The following is a 24894-nucleotide window of genomic DNA, read 5'->3' as shown; positions in this document are numbered from 1 at the left end:
CAACCGCTTTCTGCATGCCCGAAATGCTCGACCCCGGCATTGGTGAAAAATTTTCGCGCCCCACCAAGCGGGCCATCAACCACGACGGCTCGTTCAATGTGCGGCGGCGCGGCGGGCCGCATCAGCGCGACCCCTACCAGTGGCTCATTACCATGGGCTGGTGGCCGTTTATCGGCATCGTGGTGGTGTTTTTTACGGTGCTGAACGTCGGGTTTGCTTTTGCCTACATGGTCCTGGGGCTCGACGACCTGCCCGGCGTGGCGGCCCCGCACGGCTGGTGGCAGGACTTCCTCAGCACCCTCTTTTTCTCCATCCAGACCTTTACGTCCGTGGGCTATGGGCACGTGTACCCGGGCAGCAACCTCACCGGCTTTCTGAGCAGCGTGGAGGCGCTGGTGGGCGTGCTCACCTTTGCGCTGGCCACGGGCCTGCTCTACGGGCGGTTTTCGCGGCCCACGGCGCGCATTCAGTTCAGCCGCACGGCCATCATCAGCCGCCGGCCCGATGGCACGCCCACCCTGCAGTTCCGCATCGCCAACCAGCGCAACAACATCCTGATTGACCTGCAGGCCCGCGTCATCCTCAAAACCGTGGACCTGGCCACCCACAACCAGCGCTACGCCCTGCTGCCGCTGGAGCGCAGCGCCATCAGCTTCTTCCCCCTCAGCTGGACGCTGGTGCACGACATCACCCCCGAAAGCCCGCTGCACGGCCTTACCCCCGAGGATTACGAGCGCCTCGGTGTCGAAATCATTATTCAGCTGAAAGCCTACGACGACACCTTTGCCCAGGACGTACACGCCCGCAACTCGTACACGCCCGATGAAATTGAGTGGTACCGCCGCTTCGTGCGGGCCTACGAAGTGGCCGAAGACGGCATCGCCGTGGTCGATTTGGACATGCTGGACCTGACCGAAGCGCTGTAGGCAATGGGTGAATGGGTGAATGGGCGAATGGGCGAATGAGTGAATGGGCGAATAGGTGAATGGGCGAATGGGTGAATGGGTGAATGGGTGAATGAGCAGTCAGAGGGACTTCTGCATCATTCACCCATTCACCCATTCACCCATTGTTTTCACTCGTCGTGCCCCGGCGCGGCCACCGCTGGCGCGCCGGCTGCCTGCTTCGCTTCCTGGTCCAGCCGCAGCTGCTCGGCGGCGGAGGGCTCGTACTGCAGCTGGCGCAGGTCGGGCGAGCCGCCATCGACCCAGCAGGTGTACCAGAAATCGCCGATGAGGGCCGCCGCGTAGCGCATCTGGCGCTCTACCTGGCCATTGAGGCGGGCGTGGTAGGCCTTGCTGAAATCGCGCGAGTAGGCCCGCACCGTCTGGCTGCCGCGCTGCTCGTAGCCGAATTTCTGGTCCTCGGCGTACTCGGCCGTCAGCTGCTTCTCGAAGCGCAGCACCGAATCGACGGCCGCGTGCGAGCGAATAACGGCCGCCCAAATGGCGTCGCTGGGCCGCTCCAGGTACTCGGCCTTGCCGCTGAACAGGTCGTAGTCCGCGCTCAGCAGCTCGGGCAGGCGCGACTCCCACAGCCCGTGGATGCCCTTCTGGCCGGTGAGCTGGCCGTTGTAGTTGCGGGTGGTGTGCAGCGGCACGCAGGCATCGGCCACGTAGTGCCCCAGGTCGGCCGAGAGGCTCAGAATCCGGTCGGTGTTTTTGGCCCGAAAGGCGGCGGTGAGCTGGTTTTTCATGCTCACCACGTTCCAGGGCACAATGCCGTGGCGCAGCAGCGAGTCTTCGCCGTAGCGGGCCACGGCATCGGCGTATTTGCGCGGCAGCTTGTACTCGGCGCTGTCGCCGTAGCGGTCCACGTCGAGAAAGTGCTTGGGCGCCTCGCCGGGCACAATGGTGCGGCGCGAGTCGGGACGCGTGGCGTTCACGGTCAGGTAGTCGATGTTGGCTTTATAAAAGCCAATCATGCCCGGCGGCAGGGTGTACACGGCCAGCCGGTTGAGCAGCCGGTGGCCAAAAAAGCCCCAGGCCTGCGCCCGAAAGGCAATGAAGAGCAGGGGCAGACAAAGCAGCAGCAGGTAACCGTATTTTTTCACGGCTAACAAGGTACGGTTCAGGCGTGAGAGTTGAACTGCAAAACCGTCATCCTGAGCGCAGCGAAGGACCTTCCCACGTTCGAATAGCTTTCGTTCAAGCGTGAGAAGGTCCTTCGCTGCGCTCAGGATGACAGGAAAAATTGCCTACCGCCGCCGCCCGTCGCCGGCGAATTTCATGCGGTAGTCGTGCTTGGCGTCGCCCTTGCTGATGCGGGCCAGCTTGCCTTTCAGCAGCTGCTTCTTGAAGCCGGAGAGCTTGTCGGTGAACAGGATGCCTTCGAGGTGGTCGTACTCGTGCTGGATGACGCGGGCCGCCATGCCCGTAAAGGCTTCCTCGTGCACCTGGCGGTTTTCGTCCTCGTAGCGTAGCACGATGTCGGCGTGGCGCGTCACCATTTCCCGGATGCCGGGAATGCTCAGGCAGCCTTCCTCGAAGCCCCATTCCTCGCCGGTTTCGCTCACCATCTGCGGGTTGATGAACGCGCGCTTGATGCCCTGCTCGGGCACTTCGCCTTCTTCGAACTCGGCCAGGTCTTCCTCGTCCAGCTCCACCATCGGGCCCGAGTCCATCACGAACAGGCGCACGGCTTTGCCAATCTGGGGCGCGGCCAGCCCCACGCCGTGGGCCGAGTACATGGTTTCGTACATGTCGGCAATGAGCTGCTGCAGCTCAGCGGCGGGCATATCGGCGGCAATGTTCTTGGCCTTGGTCTTGAGAACGGGGTCGCCGATGGCAACGATGGAGTAAATCATCTTTTTAGTGGTTATTGATTAGTGGTCAATGATTAATAACAGTCAGCAGCAGGCAAGCGGAGTCAACCGTCAACCACTAATCATTAACCATTAATGTCAGACTTCCCGCATGAGCGGAGATTCCAGAAACGACTGCAAAATTAAGGTAGCGCTCACGCGGTCCACGGTGGCCTTGTCGCGGCGGGCTTTCTGGCCGAGGCCGCCGGCCAGCATGGCGGCGTGGGCCATGCGCGAGGTAAACCGCTCGTCGAGCTCGTGCACGGGCACTTCGGGCAGCTGGCGGCGCAGGGTGCGCAGCAGGCCCACCACGGCGCTGGTCACGTCGGTGGGCTCGTTGAGCAGGGTGCGGGGCATGCCCACCACAATGGCGCGCAGCGGCTCGCGCTGGTGGTAGGCCTGCACGTAAGCCAGCAGGTCCTTGCTGTGAATGGTATCGAGGGGCGAGGCAATCAGGCCCAGCGGGTCGGTCACGGCGAGGCCCACGCGCTTGTTGCCGTAGTCGATGGCGAGGATGCGGGGCATGGGCAGGATAGGAGAAGGGCAGGCGGCCGGGCACCTTGCCCGGCGGGGCGCAAAGATACGGCCGGGCCGGGTGCCCGCCTGAATGGCCCGGCGAGGCGCCGGCCCGGCTGCGAAAAAGCCATTCAATCCGCTCGTGGCCCACTGCCGTAGCTACCGCCGCAAGCCAACGCATGCACCCGCGAGGAAAATGCCGGCCTTATCGGCCCGGCGGTGCGGCTGGTGGCAATGGGAAAAGGTTGTCATCGGGATAATCATAAATTGCGTCGGATTCATAACAATCTGTTTGGAGGATTCTCAATTGTAATATGCCGGTAACAATGGCCTCATGTTGCTTTTTTATAGCAAAATGTTGGACTGATTTATGAAATATTGCGCCTGAGATGCATGTTGCTGCGATTCTGAGAAAATTTCAATAGTTTTGAATTCTATCTACGTCGAATCTATTCATTATACCTTTTACCCCACGCATGCCTGCTCCCATTCCCGCTGCTCCGGATTCCGGTCGGCCGGCTGCCGCTGGGCAGCGGCGCGGGTGGCTGCGGCAGGGGGTGCTGATGCTGCTGGCGGTGGGCTGCGGCATGCTGGTGGCCAATAATCCCTTCCGGCCGTCCTCCGAAAACCCGGATGCCACGGCCCGGGGCTACCTGCGCTTTAAGGAGATACTGAGCTACGTGGACCGCGACTACGCCGACTCGGTGGATACCGAGGGCCTGGCCGACTACGCCGTGACCCAGATGCTGGAAAAGCTCGACCCGCACTCGGTGTACATCCCGGCCCGCGACCGCGACAAAACCGATGCCTTCCTGCAAAGCGACTACGACGGCATCGGCATCGAATTCAACGTGTTCCGCGATACCATGACGGTGGTGGCCCCGCTTAGCGGCGGCCCGGCCGAGCAGGCCGGCGTGCAGCCCGGCGACCAGATTCTGAGCCTCGGCGGCAAGCGCGTGTCGGGGGCGCACCTCACCATGGCCCAGCTCACGCAGCTGCTGCGCGGCCCCCGGGGCAGCAGCGTGGCCATGACGCTGCGCCGCCGGCACTTGGCCAATGCCCTCAGCCTGAGCGTGGCCCGCAGCCGCATTGCCAATTCTTCGATTGACGCGGCCTATCTGGTGGATGAGCAGACGGGCTACATCAAGGTGAGCCGCTTCGCATCGGGCACCTACGACGAGTTCAAAGCCGCGCTGATGGACCTGCGCCGGCAGGGCCTCACCCGCCTCGTGCTGGACCTGCGGGGCAACCCCGGCGGCTACCTCGACCGCGCCACGCGCCTGGCCGATGAGTTCATCGCCGGCTCGCGCAAAATCGTGTACACCGACGGCAAGGGCGAGCAATACGACTCGCAGACCTACGCCAAAGTAGCCGGCGAGTTTGAAGAAGGCCCGCTGGTGGTGCTGGTGGACGAGGGCAGCGCCTCGGCGGCCGAAGTGGTGGCCGGCGCCCTGCAGGACCACGACCGGGCCATTCTGGTGGGGCGCCGCACCTTTGGCAAGGGCCTGGTGCAGCAGCCCATCAACCTGAGCGACGGCGGCGAGCTGCGCCTCACCATTGCCCGCTACTACACGCCCGCCGGCCGCTCCATTCAGAAGCCCTACGGAGCCAATTATGCCGAGTATGCCGCTGAGCTTGCCGGCCGCTCGGCCCGGGGCGAGCTGCAGTCGGCCGACAGCATTCACTTTGCCAAGGAGCTGCGCTTCCGCACCGACCACGGCCGCACGGTGTATGGCGGCGGCGGCATCATGCCCGACATTTTTGTGCCCCGCGATTCCATCGCCCACTCGGCCTACTATACCCAGCTGCTGAGCCACGGCGTGGTGCGGGCCTTCGCCCTGAGCTTCTACCAAACCCACAAAGCCGAGCTGGAAGGCCTGCGCTTCGAGCAATTCAATGCCACGTTCCGCATCTCCGATGCGCAGCTGGCCAGCCTGACCGCCCAGGCCGCGCAGGACGGCGTGAGGGCCGATGCCGCCGCCGTGCGCCGCTGCGCCCCGCTGCTGCGCAACCAGCTGAAAGCCCACATTGCCCGCAGCGCCTACGGGCTGCTGCCTTACTACGCGGTGCTCCGCGAGCAGGACGTGGAGCTGCAGCAGGCCCTGCACGCCGTGAGCGACAGCACCGCGCAGTTGGCGCTGCTGGGCAAGTAGCGTAATCAAAACGGTCATGCTGCGCGCAGCCGAAGCATCTCTACCCCGGAAGTAATCCATGCTGTAGCAACGAAGCGGTAGAGATGCTTCGACTGCGCTCAGCATGACCGTTCTGGCTGGCTACAATCGGGCTTTTATAGCTGCGCTGCGCCGGTTTCTTCCGTGGCTTCCTCGGTCAGCTCGGTGGTGGTTTTGCGGCCGTGGCGCCGGTCGAGCCAGTTCATGACGGGCGTGGCCATCACGCCGTGCAGCGTGATGGACAGCAGCATGGTGAAGGCTAGAATGGCCCACAGCGCCCGTGCCTGCGGAAAGTCGGCGTGCTCCAGCGCGAAGGCGATGTAGAACACCGAGCCAATGCCCCGGATGCCGAAAAAGGAGATGACGGCCCGCTCGGCAATGTTGATGCGGGGCGAGCGGGCCAGGGTAAGCATGCCGCCCACCGGGCGCAGCACCAGCACCAGCAGCAGGCTCAGGGCCACGCCCGGCCAGGTGAGGGCTTTCAGCAGGCCGCCGGCAATGGCGCCGCCCAGCAAAATGAGAATCACCACGATGAGCAGCCGTTCCAGCTGGTCGGTGAAGGCGTGCATCTGCTTGTGGTACTCGTGCTTGCGCTCGCGGCTGCGGAGCGTGATGGCGGCGATGAACACCGCCAGAAACCCGTAGCCGTGCACCAGCTCCGTGACGCCGTAGGAGGTAAGCGTGACGGCCAGCGCCACGAAGCCGTAGCCTTCGGTTTTGATGCTGATGCGCTTGGGCAGGTTGAAAATCAGGTAGGCCAGGAACTTGCCCGACAGCCAGCCCAGCAGCACCCCGGCCCCGATGCGGTAGCCCACATCGAACCACAGCCAGTGCAGCAGGCGCTCCGGCAGCGGCGCCGTGGCGGCGGGCAGCAGCGCCAGCGCCAGGTACACGAAGGGAAAGGCCAGGCCATCGTTCAGGCCCGCCTCGCCGGTGAGGGCGAAGCGCACGTTGTCTTCGCGGCCCTCGCCGGGGTCGCCCACCTGCACGTCGCCGGCCAGCACGGGGTCGGTAGGGGCGAGGGCGGCCGCCAGCAGCAGCGCCGAGGCCGGGGCCAGGCCCAGCACGCCCCAGCCCGCAAGGGCCAGCCCGGCAATGGTGAACACCATGAGCACCAGCACCAGCAGCAGCGGCGAGCGCCACGCCCGCAGCGAAAACGGCCGGTCAATCTTCAGCCCCGTGCCCGTGAGGGCCACAATCACGCACAGCTCGGAGAGGTGCATCACCAGCTTCTTGTGCTCGAATGGGTTGGCCGAGACGAGGTGCAGCGGCAGGCCAAACACACCCATGCCGAGCAGCACGTACAGAATGGGGTAGGAAAGCGGGTATTTCTCCAGCAGCGACGGCAGCCAGGCCACGCCCAGAATGGCGACGCCCAGGAGCACCATGATGATGTCGTAGGAAAGCATAAGCAACGGAATAGGCAACCGTAGAGCTGCAAAAGCGCTGTTCTACTGCTGCCTATTGTGGGTGACTGCTGCTTAGTACGCAGGTTCCGACTGTGGCGGCCGGAATGGCCAAGGCTTTCGAGTATTCAGAACAATTATTAAAACGTCATGCTGAGCGCAGTCGAAGCATCTCTACCGCAGCAGTAAATAATTACGCTCGCGGTAGAGATGCTTCGACTGCGCTCAGCATGACGTTTTGATTCGTCCCTTTTTCTCTACAAACTCCGGCTGATGCCCATTTCCAAGCCGCGCAGCTCGGCCAGGCCGCGCAGGCGGCCGATGGCGGAGTAGCCGGGGTTGGTTTTCTTCCTGAGGTCGTCGAGCATCTGGTGGCCGTGGTCGGGGCGCATGGGCAGGCTCACGTTGCGCTGGCGCATCAGCTGCACCAGCTCGCGCATCACGCCGTACATGTCCACGTCGCCTTCCAGGTGGTTGGCTTCGTAGAAATTGCCCTCGGCGTCGCGCTGGGTGCTGCGCAGGTGGATGAAGTGGATGCGCTCACCGAACTGCTGCACCATGGCTGGCAGGTTGTTGTCGGCCCGCACGCCGAACGAGCCGGTGCAGAAGCACAGCCCGTTGCTGAGCGAAGGCACGGCCGCCGCCAGCGCGGCCACGTCAGCGGCGGTGCTCACCACGCGGGGCAGGCCCAGAATGGCGTAGGGCGGGTCGTCGGGGTGAATGGCCATGACAATGCCCACCGACTCGGCCACCGGCACCACGGCCTGCAAAAACAGAATCAGGTGTTCGCGCAGCTTGGCCGCGTCGATGCCCTCGTAGGCATCCAGCGCCTGCTGGAATTTTTCCAGCGTGAAGCTCTCCTCGCTGCCCGGCAGGCCGGCAATGATGTTGCGCTGAAGCAGCTGCTTCTCGTCGGCGCTCATGGCTCCGAAGCGGGCTTCGGCCTTGGCCAGCTCTTCCGGCGTGTAGTCCCGGGCGGCATTCTGGCGCTTGAGCAGCAGCGTATCGAAGGCCACGAAGGCGGCTTTTTCGAAGCGCAGGGCCTTGGAGCCGTCCTCCACTTCGTAGGCCAAATCGGTGCGCGTCCAGTCCAGCACGGGCATGAAGTTATACGTCACTGTGAAGATGCCGCAGGCCGCCAGGTTGCGCAGCGACTCCTGGTAGTTCGTGATGTACTGCTCGAAGGGACCGGTGCGGGTTTTGATGTTTTCGTGCACGGGCACGCTTTCCACCACGCTCCACGTCAGGCCGGCGGCGGCTACTTCGGCCTGGCGCTTCTGGATTTCGGCCACGGTCCAGACCTGGCCGTTGGGGATGTGGTGGAGGGCCGAAACCACGTCGGTCGCGCCGGCCTGGCGGATGTCGGCGAGGCTCACGGGGTCGTTGGGGCCGTACCAGCGCCAGCTTTGGATAATGGGCATTGCGGTATTTAGAATTGTAGAGACGCGACACTTCGCGTCTCAGCCGTTGCTGATGTTGCTTAGTGGGAGCAGACTGGCGCGTTGACGCCGCACAATGTAGAGACGCGAAGTGTCGCGTCTCTACATTGTGCGGCTGCCAAATTACACTCCGCTGAACGCATTAAAGCCGCCGTCCACCACCACTGTTTCGCCATTCACAAAGCGCGAGGCGTTGCTGAGCAGGTATATCAGCGTGCCGGTCAGCTCCTCGGGCTCGCCGAAGCGGCCGAAGGGCGTGTGGCTGATGAACTTGCTGGCGCGGTCGGTGTGCGAGCCGTCGGCGGCGATGAGCAGGCTGTGGTTTTGCTCGGTGAGGAACACGCCCGGCGCGATGGCGTTCATGCGGATGCTGCCGCCGTAGCGCTGGCCCAGCTCGGTGGCCATCCAGCGGGTGTAGCCTTCGATGGCGGTTTTGGCCAGGGTGTAGCCCATCACGCGGGTGAGGGGCCGCTTGGCCGTAAGCGAGGAAATGTTGACGATGGAGCCGCTGCCCTGGTCGGCCATCACCCGGCCGAAAACCGTGGTCGGGATGATGGTGCCGAACAGGTTCAAATCCACAGCCTTGCGGGTGTCTTCAATGCCCACATCGAACAGGTTCTGGCCGGGGCCGACGGTGGCGCCGGGCATGTTGCCGCCGGCCGCATTCACCAGCCCGTCGATGCGGCCCCAAGTGCTCATGATGGTGTCGCAGGCCGCATTCATCTGGCCCACGTCGAGCACATCGGCCAGCACCACCAGGCATTCGCCGCCGATTTCCCGGATGGCTTCGGCGCGGGCTTCGGCGCGCTCGGCGTTGCGGCCCAGGATGGCGACTTTGGCCCCGGCTCCGGCCACGGCCAAGGACATGGAAGCGCCCAGCACGCCGGTAGCCCCGGTGATGACGACGACTTTATCTTCTAACGAGAATTGGTTGGGAGTTGGCATAATATAGGGGTAGGGGCGGGGCCTGTCCCCGCCCGGCGTTTGTGCGGGATTAGTTTTCGTTCAACGGGGGGCGGGGGCTGGCCCCGCCCCTACAGCAGCTCCAGCGTGCCTTCCAGCCGGATATCATCGGAGGCGCTGCCCACCATGAGGTTGAATTTGCCGGGCTCGGCCACCCACTCCAGCTTGGCGTTGTAGAAGGCCAGCTTGTCTTTGTCGATGGTGAAGGTGATGGTTTTGCTCTCGCCGGGCTTAAGGCTGACTTTGCGGAAATCCTTCAGCTCCTTGAGCGGACGCACCACGGAGGCCACGGGGTCGCGGAGGTAGAGCTGGGCGACTTCCTCGCCGGCCACTTTGCCGGTGTTGGTGAGGGTGAAGCTGACCTGGGCCGACTCGCCGGCTTTCAGTTGGGCCTGGCTGATTTTCAGGTCGGAATACTTGAATGTGGTGTAGCTCAGGCCGTAGCCGAAAGCGTAGCGCGGCGTGTTGGGCGCGTCGATGTAGGCCGAGCGGTAGCGGGTTTCGCTGGGCTTGAGCAGAGGGCGGCCGGTGTTGTACTGCTGGTTGTAGGCAATGGGAATCTGGCCCACGTTGCGGGGGAAGGTGATGGGCAGCTTGCCGGCGGGGTTGTAGTCGCCGTAGAGCACGTCGGCCAGCGCGGCGCCGCCCTCCGAGCCGGGCCACCAGGCGTACAGGATGGCGTCGGCCTGCTCCGATATGGCATCAAAAATCAGCGGGCGGCCACCGAAGACGACCACGGCAATGGGCTTGCCGGTGGCTTTCAGGGCTTTGAAAAGCTCTTCCTGCACGCCGGGCAGGTGCAGGTCGGTGCGCGACTTGGCCTCGCCGCTCATGTCCCAGCTTTCGCCCACGGCCAGCACCACGACGTCGGCGTTTTTGGCAGTGGCCACGGCCTGGTCGAAGCCGGCGCGGCTGTCGCCGGCCACGGTGCAGCCTTTGGCATAAAGCAGCTCGGTGGTTTTGCCGGCGCGCTGGCGCAGGCCGTCGTAGAGCGAGGTGATGCGCGTGGTGTCGGTATCCACGGTCCAACTGCCGTTGAGGTCGCGCCTGGCCTTGGCGATGGGGCCGATGAGGGCAATTTTGCGCAGCGACCTGGTGAGGGGCAGGGTGGCGTTTTCGTTCTTCAGCAGCACCAGGGATTTCTGGGCCATCTGGCGGGCGGCGGCGCGGTTTTGCGGGTCATTGAGCACCTGCTGCTCGCGCTTCTCGTCCGAGAAGCGGTAGGCGTCCTCGAACAAGCCCAGCTCAAATTTCTTGCGCAGAATGCGGCGCACGGCATCGTCCACCAGCGCAATATTCACCTGGCCGTCGGTCACCAACTGCGCCAGGTTTTTGTGGTAGGCATCGCCCTCCATGTCCATGTCGGAGCCGGCGGTGATGCCTTTTTGGGCGGCGTCTTTTTTATCCGTCGCGTAGCCCCAATTCGCCAGTTCGGCAATGGAGCCCCAGTCGCTCACCACGAAGCCGGGGTACTGCCACTGGCCTTTCAGGATGTCGCGCTGCAGGTAGCTGTTGCCGGTGGCCGGGATGCCGTTCAGGGTGTTGAACGAGTTCATGAACGTGGCCACGCCGGCATCGGCCGCCGCTTTGAAGGGCGGCAGGTAGGTTTCCCAGAGCTGCTGCGGGCTGAGGTCCACGGCGTTGTAGTCGCGGCCGGCGGTGGCGGCCCCGTAGGCGGCGAAGTGCTTGGCGCAGGCCATCACGGCATCGGTGCCGCCCAGCTTCTCGCCCTGAAAGCCCAGCACGCGGGCTTTGGCAATCTGCGAGCCGAGGTACACGTCCTCGCCCGCGCCTTCCATCACGCGGCCCCAACGCGGGTCGCGGCCAATGTCCACCATCGGCGCAAACGTCCAGTGAATGCCTGCCGCAGCGGCCTCCTTGCCGGCCACGTGCGCGCCCAGCCGAATGGCGTCCAAATCCCAGGAAGCGGCTTCGGCCAGCGGAATGGGGAAGGTGGTGCGGTAGCCGTGGATAACGTCGAGGCTGAACAGCAGCGGGATGTGCAGGCGCGATTTCAGCGCCTCGGCCTGGATTTCGCGGGTGTCCTTCACGCCCTTCACGTTCAGCATCGAGCCCACCTGCCCGGCGCGGATGCTGGTGAGCAGCGTGTTCTTGCGGTCGCTGGCCGGGCCGGTCACCTCGCGGCCGGAGTACTGGTTGAGCTGGCCGACTTTCTCCTCCAGCGTCATCTGGGCCAGCAGCTCCGACACGCGCCGCTCGATGTCGGCGGGGCTGGCGACGGCGGCGGCCGGGGCCGGTTTTTTCTTTTGGGCAAAGGCAACGGTGCCGGGCAGCAGCAGGCCCAGCAACAGCAGTGATTTAGGAAACGAAAGAGTCATTCAGGGTGCGGATAAAAAGCCGCCGGAGCGGCGGGAAAATGAGCTTGTGCCTTCTGGCGACCACCGGCCGCAGCACCTCCGGACGAGGCCTCGGTCAAGCGTTCCCACCATCATCGGAGGGCATCGTCGGGCTCGGAGCCGCTGCTTTTCGGCCAATGGCCGGGCCGGCAGCCGCCAGAGTAGCACGGGCACCGGACGGGGCCGGCGTTAGGTTTGGTTGGTTATTTTTTGCGTTTGGTTTTGGGTTGAAGCCGCTGCATGGCCGCCGCGTAGCGCTGCCCCAGCAGCCGGGCCGAAGCCGCGTTGAAATGCGTGTGGTCGCCAATATCGGCAGTGCCCTCCGCCGTGACGTAGGCGTAGTTGGCAACTTGTTTGCCCAGCCCGGCCACCGCCTCGTTGATGCGCACGGCCGACTCGTTCACCTGCGGCCGGCCATCGGCGCCGGGCTTGGTAATCTGAAAAGCCGGCAGCTGACCGGCCACAAACGGCACGGTGGGCGCCTGCAAGTCCTCGCGCAGCTTTTTGATGAGAATCTTGAGCTTTTGCTGGTAGAGGGCGCTTTTTTCGGGCGTGCTGTCCGTCTCGCCCTGGTGCCAGATGATGCCGGCCAGCGTGCCCGCCTGCATGGCAGCTTTGGCGCGGGCCAGGGCGTCGTCGTAGGGGTGGGTTTTGGTGCCATCGTAGTAGGCGCCGGGCGTCCACACATCAATGCCCGAGCCGCCTACCGCGCAGGGAATCAGGCCAATGGTGACGCTGGTGTCCTGTGCCGCCATCAGGCGACCGAAGGTGAGGCCCGGCCCCACGCCGGCCACCGGTTTATCGAAATGAATGGGGTCTTTGGCCACTTCCCACTGCCCGGCCGGGTTCAGGCGCAGCACGCGGCGGCTGGGCAGCGTGTCCTCGGCTTCTACCAGGCCGCGCCCGGCCATGTTCGACTGGCCGATGAGCAGGTAGAGCCGAAATTTCTCCTTGCGCGCGGGCGGCGCCACAGTTTGGCGTAAGTGTGGTTTCAGAACTTGCGCCCGCAGGCCGGCCGCTGGCAGCAGGGCCAGTAGCACGATGTTCAGCAGGAGCGCAAGGCGGTGGGTTTTCACAATTATTGCGGCTGGCGTTGGTCGAAGAAATCGGCCAAGTGATACATCTGTTGGTTTAGCTCGCGCATCTGGTCGAGCAGGGGCGTGTAGGGCTCCAGGTTGTTGTCCACGATGCCTTTGTTGGCGTTGGTGTTCGAGGGCTCGGCGCCCACCAAGGTGGGGTCGTTGTCCTGGTATTTGAACCAGTGCCAGCCGATGCAATTCTTCGATTCCAGCAAACCGAGCGTAAAGTTCTGGTAGAAACGGCCGCGGTCGGCCTGGGTCTTCACCACCCAGCCGGCGCCGGCGGTGTTGGCCAGGCCGGGGGCGTCCTCGCCCTTCACGTACCACTCGGTCACGATGAATGGCTTGCCCGAAATCTGCTCCCAGTCGCGCACCCACTGCTTTTCGGGCGTCCAGTTGTTGTAGTAGTTGATGCTGATGGCGTCGAGGTACTTGCCCGCCACCTTCATCAGCTCCGGGTAGTAGCGCTGGGCGCCGTGGAAGCGGCAGCCGATGTACATATGGCTGGGGTCGTACTTCTTCAGGGCCGTGGCCACGATGCTGAAGTAGCGGTCGGCCGCGTAGGCCAGGAAATCCATCCGGTTCTGGTCCGTGATGGTTTCGAGGGTGATGCTGCGCTCGTCGGCCCACTTTTTGGCGGCCACGTAGCCGGGCTCGGTGGTGGGCAGCTTGAGGTAGCCGTCGAGGTTTTTGCGCAGCAGCGGCATCTCGTTGTCGGAGAAGTAGCCGAAGAGGTTCTTGTCCTTCCTGTTCGCGGCCAGGGCTTTGGCCCGTTCTTCCACGTACTCCTGAAAGCCAGGGTCGAAGGTGAAAATCACGTCGTTCGGGTAGCCTTTGTGGCCGGGCTGCACGTAGGTGCCGCCGCGCTTGCTGCCGTAGCCGCTCATCAAATCGAGGTTGATGGTGTAGGCCAGCGGCTGGTCGGCCTTCGCGTTTTCCGCCTGAATCTCCTTCGTGTCCGACCACGCGCCCGCGCCATTGAAACCGTTCGCGAAGAAGAACTTGCGGGTGGCCGTCATCCAGCCGGCCATGTCCTTGTACTTGTCCTTCAGCGCCTTCTGAGTGCGCTCGGAGCGACCGGGCTGCACGTCGTTGGGCGCGTTGTGCAGGAAGTAGTAGCCATCGGGGTCCACGGCCCACCAGCGGCCCTGAATTTTCTCGACGTGGAAGAAGCCGGTGGCCTTGGTTTTCTTGTCGAGCCGCCCGCCGTACTTGTCCAGCTTCACCGTGGCCGGCTTGAAGCCCTGTAGCGTGGCGATGGTGCGCGTGGGGTAGTTCTTGTACTCCGAAAAACCCGCCTTGCCATCAATCTGAGAGTTGTTGATGGTTTTCTTGGCGGCGACGCGCAGGGTGTATTCGGCGCTGTCGCGGGACTGGGCCTGGGCGGTGAAGCCGGTTATTAAAAGAGCAGCTGCCAGCAGGCGGCTCACCTCACCCCCCGGCCCCCTCTCCCGCGGAGAGGGGGAGCCAGACGTGGGTATCGTTGAACGCCCCCCCTCTCCGCAGGAGAGGGGGCCGGGGGGTGAGGTTTGCGTGTGGCGATTCAGCGTCTTCATCATTTCCCGGTGTCGTACTTAGCCGCCTGCTGGCGGTAATACTCCTGCAGCACAAAAAACGCCTTTTTCTTCACACCTGTGCTCGAAATCAGTCCTTTGCGGTTGAAGCCGTTCTGGTACACCGGGTGCTGGCGGCGGGTGGCGCGGAAGTCGGCCAGAATCCAGGGCGTCATGCCGCGCAGGCCCTTGATGGTGCTCAGCATTTTCAACTGGTTCACGTAGAGCGCCTCCTGGTATTCCTCGCTCCAGCGGGTGTTGGCGTCGCCGTGGTAGCCGCCCAGGGCGTCGCCGCCGAACTCACTGATGGTGACGGGCTTGTTGTACTTGATGTCGAAGGTGTACTTGGTGATTTCGCTCGGCTTGCCGCCCCAGTACCAGCCGGCGTACTCGTTGATGCTGGTCAGGTCGAGGAATTCGCCCAGCGGGTCGTCCACGTGAATCACGTTGTCCGGCGTCCGGTGCAGCTCCAGGGCGGCCGAGATGAGGCGGGTGTCGTCCAGGGAGCGGGCTTTCTGGGCCAGGCTGCTCATGAATTTCAGGCGCGGGTCGCTCAGCGGGGTTTCGTTGCCGATGCTCCACACCACAATGCTGGCCCGGTTTTTCCCCATCGAAATGAGGTCCGAGAGCTGGGTTTCGGCGTTCTGGTAGGTGGGCTGGTTTTGCCAGGCAATGGTCCAGTACACCGGCACTTCGGCCCACACCAGCAGGCCCATCTCGTCGGCCAGTTTCAGCATGGTTTCGTTGTGGGGGTAGTGGGCCAGGCGCACGTAGTTGCAGCCCAGCTCCTTGGCCCAGGTGAGCAGCATGCGCAGGTCGCCCTCGCCCCGGGCCCGGCCGGGGATGAGCGGGTTTTCATCGTGAATGGAAATGCCGCGCATGAACGTGGATTTGCCGTTCAGCAGAATGTCCTGGCCCTTGGTTTCGATGGTGCGGAAGCCGATTCGGTCCTGCACCGTCTCGCCGCCGTTGGTCAGCGTCACGGCATAGAGCCTGGGGCTCAGCGGCGACCAGAGCTGCAGCTTTTTGGCCGGAATGCTGAAGGTGGCGCGGCCGTCGCCGTCGGTTTTCAGGGTTTGCCTGATGCCGGCTTCGGCAATGTTCAGCGTCACCGACTGGCCGGCTTTGCCCGCGCCGTCGAGCTGCACGTAGCCGGCCAGCTGGCTCCTGTTGCCCTTGGCCAGCTGCACCTTGTAGTCCACGATAAACGTCTCGGGGGCCTCGGCAATGAACACGTCGCGGGTGATGCCGCCGTAGTTCCACCAGTCGGTGTTGATGGTGGGCACGGCGTCGAAGTGGCGGGTGTTGTCGGCCTTCACCACCACGAAGTTCTCGCCGTTGGGGTTCAGCTTGCCCGTCACCTCGTACTGAATCGGGGTAAATCCGCCCTGGTGCATGCCCAGCTTTTTGCCGTTCAGGTAAATGTGCGACTCGTAATTGATGGCCCCGAAGTAGAGGAAATAGCGCTTGCCGGCCTGGGGCATCAGCTTGAAATCCTTCTTCAGCCAGATGGTGCCTTCGTAGTAGAGCAGCTTGGGGTCCTGCGAGTTCCAGTCGCCGGGCACTTGCATGGCGGCCGAGTGGTCGAAGTCGTACTCAATCAGCTCGGGCTCCTGCGGGCTGCTGGGCTTCTGGTTGTCGTAGTAGCCGCCTTTGCCGGTGGCCGACTTGTCGAACGCCTCGCGGCGGTAGTCGTAGAAGCCGTTTTCGTAGGGGTCGATGATGTAGTTCCAGCTGCCGTTGAGGCTGAGCACGCGGCGGCCCGGCGCATTCTGAATCAGGCTGGCCTGGGCCTGGGCCTGGGCCAACGAGCCGGTGAAAATGCCGGTAATACCCAGCAGCAGGGCCACGCACAGCGTTTTCAGCGAAAGAGGGTGGGTCATTATCAAAGGAAAAAGTGAGCGGTAAGCGACAAAAATGGTGAGGCGGCGAGGCAACAACCCCCAGCCGTTGCAGCGGCCGATGGGAGCTGTCGCGGACTCACCACCTCACCATTTCACCAATGCTCTATTTGTAGCCGGGGTTCTGGGTCAGGATGGGGTTGGTGTTGATTTCCTGCACCGGAATGGGGAACAGCAGGTTGTCGTTGGTGATGCGCACCGTGGAGTTGTTGCGGGCGAAGAAGGCGTTCATCACCGGAATGGCGCGGTCGGTCCGCACCAGGTCGAACCAGCGGTGGCCTTCGAAGCTCAGCTCCAGGCGGCGCTCGGTTTCGAGGCGGGTGCGCAGGGCGGCCTGGGTGGTGGTGGCGGGCAGGTCCACGGTGGCGTTGGCGGTGCCCACGGGCAGGCCGCGCGAGCGGCGAATCACCTGGTTGGCGGCCAGCAGCGCGGCGGCGTTGGGGCCGCTGGCTTCGTTGATGGCTTCGGCGTACATCAGCAGCACATCGGCCTGACGCAGCACAATCCAGTCGTTCTCGGCATCGGTGGCGCTGGTGGGCGTGTCGATGTACTTGCGGGTGTAGTAGCCCAGCGTGGTGGCCGCGCCGGCCGGCAGCACGTAGGACGTAGCCGCGCGCACGTCGGTGGTGCCGCTGGCCGTGAAGGCCGCCACCAGGTCAAGGTCCACGGTGTTGAACTGCTGGCCGGTGAAGCCCGCGCCCAGCAGCGTGGTGGACTGCGCCGTGGTGTAGGCCGGCATAAACCACGTGGTGAAGGCGCTGCCCAGGCCCAGCGAGCCCTTGGTGTAGCGCACCGCGAAGATGATTTCGCTGTTCATCTCATTGCTCGTGGCGAAGATGTTGGCGTAGGTCGCCTGCAGCGCGTAGGTCGAGCCCGTGGCCAGGGCCTGCAGCTTGTCGGCCGCCGCCTGATACTTCTTTTCCGTGAGCAGCACCTTGCCCAGCAGGGCCGTCGCGGCCCCTTTGGTGGCGCGGCCCAGGTTGGTGGTGCCGGTGTAGGTCACGGGCAGGTTGGCTTCGGCAAAGGCCAGGTCGGCCTCAATCAGCGCATACACGTCGGCCACCGGGGCGCGGCCGTACTGGTAGGCATCCGGAATGGCCTGGAGCTCCTGCGTCACGAGCGGCACCGCACCCCAGATGCGCACGGCGTTGAAGTAGGTGAGGGCCCGAATGAAGCGCACCTCGGCGTAGTAGCGGTTGCGGGTGGCGTCGGTGAGCTTCACGTTGCCGGCCCGGTTGAGGATGATGTTGCAGCGCGCAATGGCGCGGTACGTGAACAGCCAGTGGTTCTGGATATTGGGGTTGTCGCTGAACAGCGAGAAGTCGTTGAACTCGTTCAGGCGCTCGCCCGAGGTCACGGTGTAGCTGTTGTCCGACGGAATTTCGCCGAAGATGAACATGCCCCGGCTGCCGCCCGAGCGCCCGTAGGTGTCCTGCAGCGACGAATAGGCCGCCGTCACCCCGTTGAGGATGCTCAGCGAGTCGGTGTAGCTCGCGCTGGTGGGAATGCGCGTGGGGTCGTTCAGGTCGATGAAGTCCTTCTTGCACGAGGTGGTGCTTAGTGCGCCCAGGCCCAGCAGCGAGGCCACGGCAGCTCCGGAGAGAAATTTATTGAAAGTCATGGAAAGTCAGATGAATGATTAACGATTAGTGGTCAATGATTAATTATCGGTGGTTCGCAATGCGCTTGGGCGACTGGCTGGTTTTAAAGCCGGCGGTCATCAACCACTAATCGTTAATCATCAGTCACTATCCTAGAAGCCAAGCTGCAGGCCCAGCGTGACGGTGCGGTTCATCGGGTACGAGCCCTGGTCCACGCCGTAGGTGGGGTTGGTGCTGTTGCCGTTGATGTTGGCTTCGGGGTTGTAGCCCAGGTACTTGGTGAAGGTGTACAGGTTCTGCACCGAGGTGTAGATGCCGGCGCTTTCCAGGCCGGCCTTCTTGGCCCAGTCCGTGGGGATGTTGTAGCGCAGGGTCACGTTGCGAATGCGCAGGAACGAGCCGTCCTGCAGGAAGTAGGAGTTGAACTGGGTGCGCAGCGAGGTCGACGTGGTGGCGTAAGGGGTTTTGCCGTCGCCGGGGTTGTCGGGGCTGCGCCAGCGGTTGGTCAGCTCCACGCGGCCGTTGGTGGCGCCGGCGGCGTTGAAGGTGTACCGGTCGCCGCCGTAGAGCACGTCGTTGCCCTGCGAGCCCTGCAGCGTGATGGCCAGTGAGAGGGCCTTGTAGCCGAAGGTGTTTTGCAGGCCGTAGGTGAAGTTCGGGAAAGGGTTGCCGATGACGCCGATGTCGAGGGTGTTAATCTGCCCGTCGCCGTTCACGTCCTTGAACTTGAAGTCGCCCGGCTTCACGGCCAGGTTGCTGCCCGTCCATTTCGGGCTGTTGTCCACGTCGGCCTGGTTCTGGTAGATGCCTTCCTGCTGGTAGCCGTAGAACGCGCCCAGCGCCTGGCCCGGCACCACCCGAATGGAGGCCGTATAGCCAAACACGGCATCGAACGTAATCTGCTCATTGGCCCCCGACAGCGCCAGCACTTGGTTGCGGTTGAAGGAGAGGTTGGCCGAGGTGTTCCAGGTGAAGTCGCCCTTGGCAATGTTCACCGTGTTGAGCTGGAATTCCAGGCCGCGGTTGCGCACCTCGCCCACGTTGGCCAGGGCCCGCGAGTAGCCGAGCACCGCCGGCACGTTGGTGTTGAGCAGCAGGTCGGTGGTGTTGCGCTGGTAGGCGGCCACCGTCAGGTAAATGCGGTCCTTAAACAGGCCGAGGTCGAAGCCGGCATCCACCTGCTTGTTGGTTTCCCAGCCCAGGTTGCGCAGGGCCAGGCCGTTGGGCGCAAAGCCGTAGTTGCGCACGCCGTTGCCGTTGCCAAACACGTAGTTGGCGGCCGTCTGGTAGCTCTGGTAGTTGTAGTCGCCGATGTTGTTGTTGCCGGTCACGCCGAAGCTGCCGCGGAATTTCAGCTCCGAAATGGCCGCAATGCCCTTGATGAAGGTTTCCTCGCCGGCCCGCCAGGCCACGGCCACCGAGGGGAAGGTGGCGTAGCGGTTGTCGGGGCCGAAGCGCGAGGAGCCGTCCGTCCGCAGCGCGGCCGTCAGAATGTAGCGTTCCTTGAAGGCGTAATCGACGCGGCCAAACAGCGACGTGAGCGAGTTGGCCGTGTACGAGGCCTGGCCGAAGAGCTGGCCGGCGGCCGTGGCGTACTCAATGTCGGTAGTGGTGTAGGTGCCGGTCTGGCCCAGCACGGTGCTGCCCTCGTTCTGGTTGTACTGGGCCGAGTAGCCGGCCAGCAGCGTGAGGCTGTGGTCGGTGCCGAACGTGCGGTTGTAGGTGGCCGTGTTTTCCCACACCCAGTTCAGGTTGGTGCCGTTCACCTGCCGCGCGTCGATGTTGTTGAGGATGGGCGTCGAGAGGTTGGCCCCCGCGTTGCTCACCGTGCCCAGCGTGGCCGGCACATAGATGGCGCGGCGGTTGTTCACCAGCTCCGAGCCGAAGCTGGTGCGCAGGTTCAGCCCCTTGATGATTTCAAAATCGAGAAAGGCCGAGCCCAGCCCGCGCACCGAGCTGGTGCGGTCCTTATACAAATCGATGGTGGCTACGGGGTTGAGCAAGTCGCCGGGCGTGGTAATGCCCGAGCCCGAGTTGCGGATGGCGCCGTAGTCGCCGTTGGGCAGGCGCACCGGCACGATGGGGGGCAGAATCAGGGCCGCCGTCACGATGGCCGTTTCGCCGCCGGGGCCGCCGCCGGCAATGTTGCCGCCGTTGTAGCTGCCCGAAATCGGCTTCACGTCGGTGCGCGAGAAGTTAGGGGCCAGGCTCAGGCCCAGCTTCAGCTTGCTGCTCAGCTGGGCGTCGTAGTTGGCGCGCAGGGCAAACCGGTCGTAGCCGGTGTTGTCAATCACGCCCTTTTGCTTGAAGTAGCTGCCCGAGATGTAGAAGCGCGACTTCTCGGTGCCGCCCGCCGCCGACAGCTGGTACTGCTGCTGCGAGCCCGTGCCGAAAACCTCGTTCTGCCAGTCGGTGTCGGGCAGGGCGGGCGCGCCCACGGCCAGCGTGGCCGGCAGGGTGCGCCCGCCGTTCGTGTACGAATCGCGCACGTAGTCCAGGTACTGGTCGCGGTTCATGAGGTCCACCTTTTTGGCCACTTCCACCACGCCGGCGTTGGCCGTGAAGTTGAAGCGCGTCTTGCCGTCGTTGCGGCCCCGCTTGGTGGTCACAATCACAATGCCGTTGCCGCCGCGCGAGCCGTAGATGGCGCAGGCTGCGGCGTCTTTCAGAATCTGAATGCTCTGAATATCAGCCGGCGGAATCTGGTTGTAGCTGTCGGCGCTGTTCAGCGGGTAGCCGTCCACCACGTACAGCGGCGAGTTGCCGGCCGAAATCGAGCCCAGGCCGCGCACGCGAATCACCGCGCCCTGGCCGGGCTCGCCCGAAGGCTCCGTAATCTGGGCGCCGGCCACCAGGCCCACGAGGGCTTCGGAGGGCGAGGCCACCGGAATCAGCTCCACCTGCTTGGCCGAAATCGAGGAAATGGACGTGGCCAGGAGCTTTTTCTCCTGCACGCCGTAGCCCACCACCACCACTTCTTCCAGCGCCTTGGTATCGGGGGCCAGGGCAGTGTTGATGGAGGTGCGGCCGTTCACGGCTTCCTCGCGGGCCGTGTAGCCCACGAAGGTGAAAATCAGCGTGGCATCGGAGGCGGCTTTGATGCTGTAGCGGCCGTCCACGTCGGTCTGGGTGCCGTTGCTGGTGCCCTTCACGATGACGTTGACGCCGGGAATGCCCTGGCCTTTCTCGTCCACGATGCGGCCGGTGATGGTGATGTCGGCCTTCACGCCGCTGGGCGCAGCCGCCAGCGGAGCAAAAGCGAAGGTGGGGGCGCTCAGGCCCAGGCTCAGCGCGGGCAGCAGCACCAGGGGCCGCAGATAGCGCCGAAAATCGGGTCGTAACATATCCGTCATGTGTGGGTGGGGTTGGTGACGATGGTGGGAACGCAGCGGGCCGGAGCTGGTGGTAGCGTAGGGCCGCAAGGGGCCTGCCAGCGTGGTCAGTGGGGACTTACCCCGCCGTCTGCTCTGCGAAGTACCGGATTCTTCCGGCCGATTGAACCTCTTCCACAGGGCTTTATTTACGCAAACGTTTTCGGTAGGTCCGCGCAAAGCCTTCCTTTTCTGGCGGCTAGCTGTTAGGTTTGTGTGTATTGTGCCTTTGCCAATCCTTATAGCAAATTGCCTTTTTCCAGCTTTCGCTTAACCAGTTTCCTGCCATGACGCCCGTGAACCTGAAGTCGCTGGCCGAGCAGCTCAACTTGTCTATCGCTACGGTTTCCAGAGCGTTGCGGGATAGCCACGAGGTTTCCGAAGCCACCAAAGTGCGCGTGCGCGCCCTGGCCACAGCCCTGCACTACGAGCCCAACGCCTACGCCAGCAGCCTGCGCCGCAACATCAGCAAAACCATTGGCGTGGTGATTCCGAAGGTGGCCAACCATTTTTTCGCCCTCGCCATCAACGGCATCGAGGAGGCAGCCCGCCAAAGCGGCTACCACGTCCTCATCTACCTCACGCACGACGACTACGAGCGCGAGGTGTCCATTGTGCAGCACCTGAAAGGCGGCCGGGTCGATGGCCTGCTCATGTCGGTGGCCAGCGGCACGCAGGACTTCGCGCACCTGCACAGCCTGAAGGACGCCAACATTCCCATCGTGTTTTTCGATAGGGTGTGCGCCGAAATCAGCACCGCCAAAGTCACCACCAACGACTACGAAAGCGGCTTCCAGGCCACCGAGCACCTCATTCAGTCGGGCTGCCGCAACGTGGCGCATCTGCTCATTTCCAACAACCTGTCCATCGGGCAATACCGCCACCAGGGCTACCTCGACGCCCTCACCGCCAACGGCCTCACGCCCGACCCCGACCTGGTGATGAGCGGCGTGATGGACAACGAGCAGAACGTGGCCCTCATCCGCGAGCTGCTGCTGCGCCGGCCCGATATCGACGGCATCTTTGCTTCGGTCGAGCGGCTGGCCATCAGCGCCTACCGGGTGTGCCACGAGCTGGGCCGCCGCATTCCGGAAGACGTGAAAATCATCGGCTTCTCCAACCTCGAAGCTGCGGCGCTGCTCGACCCGCCGCTGTCCACCATCACCCAGCCGGCCTACGACATCGGCCGCGAAGCCGCCAAAATCCTGCTCCGCGCCGTGGAAAAGAAGAAAGCCGTGCTGCCCGGCCAAAGCGTGGTGCTGGCCTCCACGCTGTTTGCGCGGCAGTCGACGGGTAACCTCACGCCCTGACCTCCTCTTTTTCGGAGAGGAGGTCAGGGCGTGAGGTTGACGCGCGGGCTATTCTACTCTTTCACCACTTTCCGGCGAATTTCCCCCTGCGCCGTTTGCACGGTAAGCACATACACACCGGCCGGCAGGTCTTGCATTGCCAGCTGCGCACTGCGCCCCGCAATGGCCTGCGTGCGGCACACCCGGCCCACCATGTCACGCAGTGTGGCCTGCGTTGCATCAGTTGCTAAACTGAGGTTTAAAACGGTCGTCGCGGGGTTGGGATATACCCGCAACTCCTGCGCGGAAGCATCGGCTGCCACAGCCAGAGCCCCGCGCGCCTGGGCGGGCGCGTTGCTGGCACTGGTCTGGTCGAAGCGCCATTGCTCCGAGGTGAGGGCGGCATCGTAGGTGTGCTGGGTCAGGTTGATGTCGGCGGTGGCGGCGCCATTGAGCGGGCGCAGGTACTTGCCCGAGCCCCGGTTTTTGAGGCGGTAGTAGCCGCCCGAGCCGGTGTATTCCACGCTCCAGTGCAGGTAGGTGCGGGCCAAGCTGCCGGCGCCCAGGGCTTCCTGGGTCATCACCTGGTCTTCCTGCAGCTGGGCAGCGGCGGTGGTGCCGGCGGGCCGCATGGCGTTGCCGGTGTACTGGTTGACGAGGTAGTAGTAGCCGGGCGCGGCGGGCTTCAGCAGCCACTGCAGCGACGACGGCGTGTGGTCGGTGCCGGTGTACTGGGTGATGTTGGCCGTAGCGCCGCCGGCCAGCGGCCGGGCGTAGCCGCCGGTGGAGCGGTTCACGAAATTGAACGAAAGCTGCTGTTTCGGGGCAGCGTCGCCGGCCGTGTACACAAGCTGAGCCAGCACGTTGCCGCTGGCGTCGAGGTGGTAGAGATGGGTGCTTTGCGGCGCGATGGTGCCGGCCAGCTGCCGCGTGATGCCGGCGTAGCCCTGCAGGGCAACCTGCACGGTTTCGGGGCCGCGCGGCACGTTGTCGAGCGAGGCGCGGTAGCTGTAGCTGGTGGCCGACTGGGTGTTCATCAGCACAACCGTGTAGCCGGCCGGGCCGCGCATGCCCAGTACCACCACGTGGTCGGCCTCGCCGCTCTGGGTGCCGTTCATGAGGTTGTCCTGGCGGTAGTTGCTCAGCAGGGCCAGGTGCCACATGGTGGAGCGCCGCGCCGGGGCCACGCTGGCGCTGCCCTCGGTGTCGTAGAGCGACTGGTCGAAGTCGCCGTGGTTGGCGCTGCCCTCGTAAATGCTCCACGGAATCACGCACAGAGCGCTTTGCTGCATCATCAGCTTGGCCATGGTGGCCACAAACTGCCCCGCGCCGAAGTCCCAGGGCTTGAGGTCGCCGGCCGGCGATTTGGTGAAGGTGTTCACCTCCGTCAGGCCCATGCGCAGGGGCGCGGCGCTGCCGTTGGTGGCGCGGCCGTTGGCATTCACGTTGGCCAGCAGCCCGGCCACTAGGCTCACGCGGCTCTGCATCACTGACTCGGGCTGGTCGCCGTAGAAATGGAAGGTGAAGTAGTCGAGCAGCGGCACGCCGTTCCAGTAGCTGCTGCCCACGTTGTTGATGAATTTCAGGTAGTAGTCGTTGATGACGGTGTTGTAAAACAGCCGGAAGTCCGGCCCCACCAGCTTGCAGCCGGGCCGGTCATTTTTCAGCCGGATAGCCAGCGTCTTATACTGCGATACCCAGGTGCTGTAGGTGTAGCCAAACTCGTTGGGGTGGGCGGCCACGTCGTTGCTCCAGTCGGTGGTTTCGTTGTAGCTCGTGGCGGAATTGTCCGACGGGTCGGGCTCGTTGCCGATGGCGAAGTAGGTGACGGCGATGTTGTTGCTGCTGAAATACGCCACAAACGTGCTCAGCTCGTCTTTGGTCAGGGTAATGGGAATCTGCACGATGGGCTCGGCCCCGATGGAGCGGGCGAAGCTGATGCCCGACACGTAGGCCGAGGCCGTTTTCCAGGCCGGGTCCGAGTCGTATTTGTGCCCGCCAATGCGCATCCAGCGCAAATCGGCTTTCGTCAGGTCGTCGGAAAGCGGCGCGCCGGGAATGGTGCCGCCCGCCCCCAGCGTGCCCGAATACCAGTCGTTGATGCCAAAGAAACTGCTGCCAATGGCCTGGGCCGAAGCCCCAAACCGCGCGAGCAGCAGGAGCAGCAGTGCGACTGCCGATGCATAAGCTTGTTTTTTCATGTGGGAATTTGGGTTTGGTGAAGGGTGAGAATGGGCAATGAAAAGGCGGGTAGCTCCGTGGCGAGACACCAGTAGATATGTCCGGAAGTAGTTGTAGGGGCGGGGCTTGCCCCCGCCCGTCGCATGAGCAGTCGGCTGTAATCGAACCAACGATTCGGGCGAGGGCAAGCCCCGCCCCTACGCAGCAATGCCGTTGGCAGAACCACCATTCGTGAAAATGGCGGCTTATTCTACCAACGGCACA

At 63.8% G+C, this 24894-nt stretch carries 16 protein-coding genes; 3 read left to right on the top strand and 13 right to left on the bottom strand.

Annotated elements, in window-relative coordinates; translation table 11 throughout:
• Window positions 1-14 precede the first annotated feature (14 nt).
• Complete coding sequence (locus ACYVHT_RS18085) at window positions 15-926, top strand: ion channel (protein ID WP_460555154.1); 912 nt, start codon at window positions 15-17, stop codon at window positions 924-926.
• A gap of 149 nt (window positions 927-1075) precedes the next feature.
• Here the strand turns inward: ACYVHT_RS18085 and ACYVHT_RS18080 are convergent, their stop codons facing one another.
• From ACYVHT_RS18080 to ruvX, 3 genes are all read right to left on the bottom strand, one after another.
• On the bottom strand, window positions 1076-2053 hold the full coding sequence (locus tag ACYVHT_RS18080; RefSeq protein WP_460555151.1) for a zinc dependent phospholipase C family protein: 978 nt from the start codon (window positions 2051-2053) through the stop codon (window positions 1076-1078).
• Window positions 2054-2197: 144 nt separating this feature from the next.
• The gene (gene def / locus ACYVHT_RS18075; protein WP_460555148.1) at window positions 2198-2806 is read right to left on the bottom strand and encodes a peptide deformylase; all 609 of its coding nucleotides are present in this window, start codon (window positions 2804-2806) and stop codon (window positions 2198-2200) included.
• A 96-nt stretch (window positions 2807-2902) separates the two neighbouring features.
• Complete coding sequence (gene ruvX / locus ACYVHT_RS18070; RefSeq protein WP_460555145.1) at window positions 2903-3328, bottom strand: RuvX/YqgF family protein; 426 nt, start codon at window positions 3326-3328, stop codon at window positions 2903-2905.
• A gap of 467 nt (window positions 3329-3795) precedes the next feature.
• Here ruvX and ACYVHT_RS18065 point away from each other — a divergent pair, with 467 nt between their 5' ends.
• Window positions 3796-5472 (top strand): S41 family peptidase, encoded by a 1677-nt coding sequence (locus ACYVHT_RS18065; RefSeq protein ID WP_460555142.1) that lies wholly within the window; start codon window positions 3796-3798, stop codon window positions 5470-5472.
• Window positions 5473-5606: 134 nt separating this feature from the next.
• On the opposite strand, the gene ACYVHT_RS18060 is transcribed toward ACYVHT_RS18065, so the two are convergent.
• From ACYVHT_RS18060 to ACYVHT_RS18020, 9 genes are all read right to left on the bottom strand, one after another.
• Complete coding sequence (locus ACYVHT_RS18060) at window positions 5607-6899, bottom strand: cation:proton antiporter (protein ID WP_460555139.1); 1293 nt, start codon at window positions 6897-6899, stop codon at window positions 5607-5609.
• Window positions 6900-7153: 254 nt separating this feature from the next.
• Window positions 7154-8317, bottom strand: coding sequence for a mannonate dehydratase (gene uxuA, locus ACYVHT_RS18055; RefSeq protein WP_460555136.1), 1164 nt, complete (start codon window positions 8315-8317; stop codon window positions 7154-7156).
• Window positions 8318-8458: 141 nt separating this feature from the next.
• Window positions 8459-9280 carry an SDR family oxidoreductase gene (locus tag ACYVHT_RS18050; protein ID WP_460555133.1) on the bottom strand — a complete coding sequence of 274 codons (822 nt, stop codon included), beginning with the start codon at window positions 9278-9280 and terminating at the stop codon, window positions 8459-8461.
• A gap of 89 nt (window positions 9281-9369) precedes the next feature.
• Window positions 9370-11637 carry a glycoside hydrolase family 3 protein gene (gene bglX / locus ACYVHT_RS18045; RefSeq protein ID WP_460555130.1) on the bottom strand — a complete coding sequence of 756 codons (2268 nt, stop codon included), beginning with the start codon at window positions 11635-11637 and terminating at the stop codon, window positions 9370-9372.
• 221 nt (window positions 11638-11858) lie between these two features.
• The gene (locus ACYVHT_RS18040) at window positions 11859-12731 is read right to left on the bottom strand and encodes a sialate O-acetylesterase (RefSeq protein WP_460555127.1); all 873 of its coding nucleotides are present in this window, start codon (window positions 12729-12731) and stop codon (window positions 11859-11861) included.
• 2 nt (window positions 12732-12733) lie between these two features.
• Window positions 12734-14164: a hypothetical protein gene (locus tag ACYVHT_RS18035; protein ID WP_460555124.1), complete on the bottom strand. Its 1431-nt coding sequence runs from the start codon at window positions 14162-14164 to the stop codon at window positions 12734-12736.
• 125 nt (window positions 14165-14289) lie between these two features.
• Window positions 14290-16170 (bottom strand): glycoside hydrolase family 2 protein, encoded by a 1881-nt coding sequence (locus ACYVHT_RS18030; protein ID WP_460555121.1) that lies wholly within the window; start codon window positions 16168-16170, stop codon window positions 14290-14292.
• Window positions 16171-16294: 124 nt separating this feature from the next.
• Complete coding sequence (locus ACYVHT_RS18025) at window positions 16295-17809, bottom strand: RagB/SusD family nutrient uptake outer membrane protein (RefSeq protein ID WP_460555118.1); 1515 nt, start codon at window positions 17807-17809, stop codon at window positions 16295-16297.
• A 132-nt stretch (window positions 17810-17941) separates the two neighbouring features.
• On the bottom strand, window positions 17942-21142 hold the full coding sequence (locus ACYVHT_RS18020) for a SusC/RagA family TonB-linked outer membrane protein (protein ID WP_460555115.1): 3201 nt from the start codon (window positions 21140-21142) through the stop codon (window positions 17942-17944).
• 305 nt (window positions 21143-21447) lie between these two features.
• On the opposite strand from ACYVHT_RS18020, the gene ACYVHT_RS18015 reads away from it, so the two are divergent.
• Window positions 21448-22470, top strand: a complete 1023-nt coding sequence (locus ACYVHT_RS18015) for a LacI family DNA-binding transcriptional regulator (protein WP_460555112.1) — start codon at window positions 21448-21450, stop codon at window positions 22468-22470.
• Between the two features lie 53 nt (window positions 22471-22523).
• Here ACYVHT_RS18015 and ACYVHT_RS18010 read toward each other — a convergent pair whose 3' ends face one another.
• On the bottom strand, window positions 22524-24650 hold the full coding sequence (locus ACYVHT_RS18010; RefSeq protein WP_460555109.1) for an RICIN domain-containing protein: 2127 nt from the start codon (window positions 24648-24650) through the stop codon (window positions 22524-22526).
• Between the last annotated feature and the right edge of the window lie 244 nt (window positions 24651-24894).

Source organism: Hymenobacter daeguensis (assembly GCF_054780555.1).
Note: the sequence above shows the minus strand (reverse complement) of the source record. Positions and strands in the feature narration are given on the sequence as shown.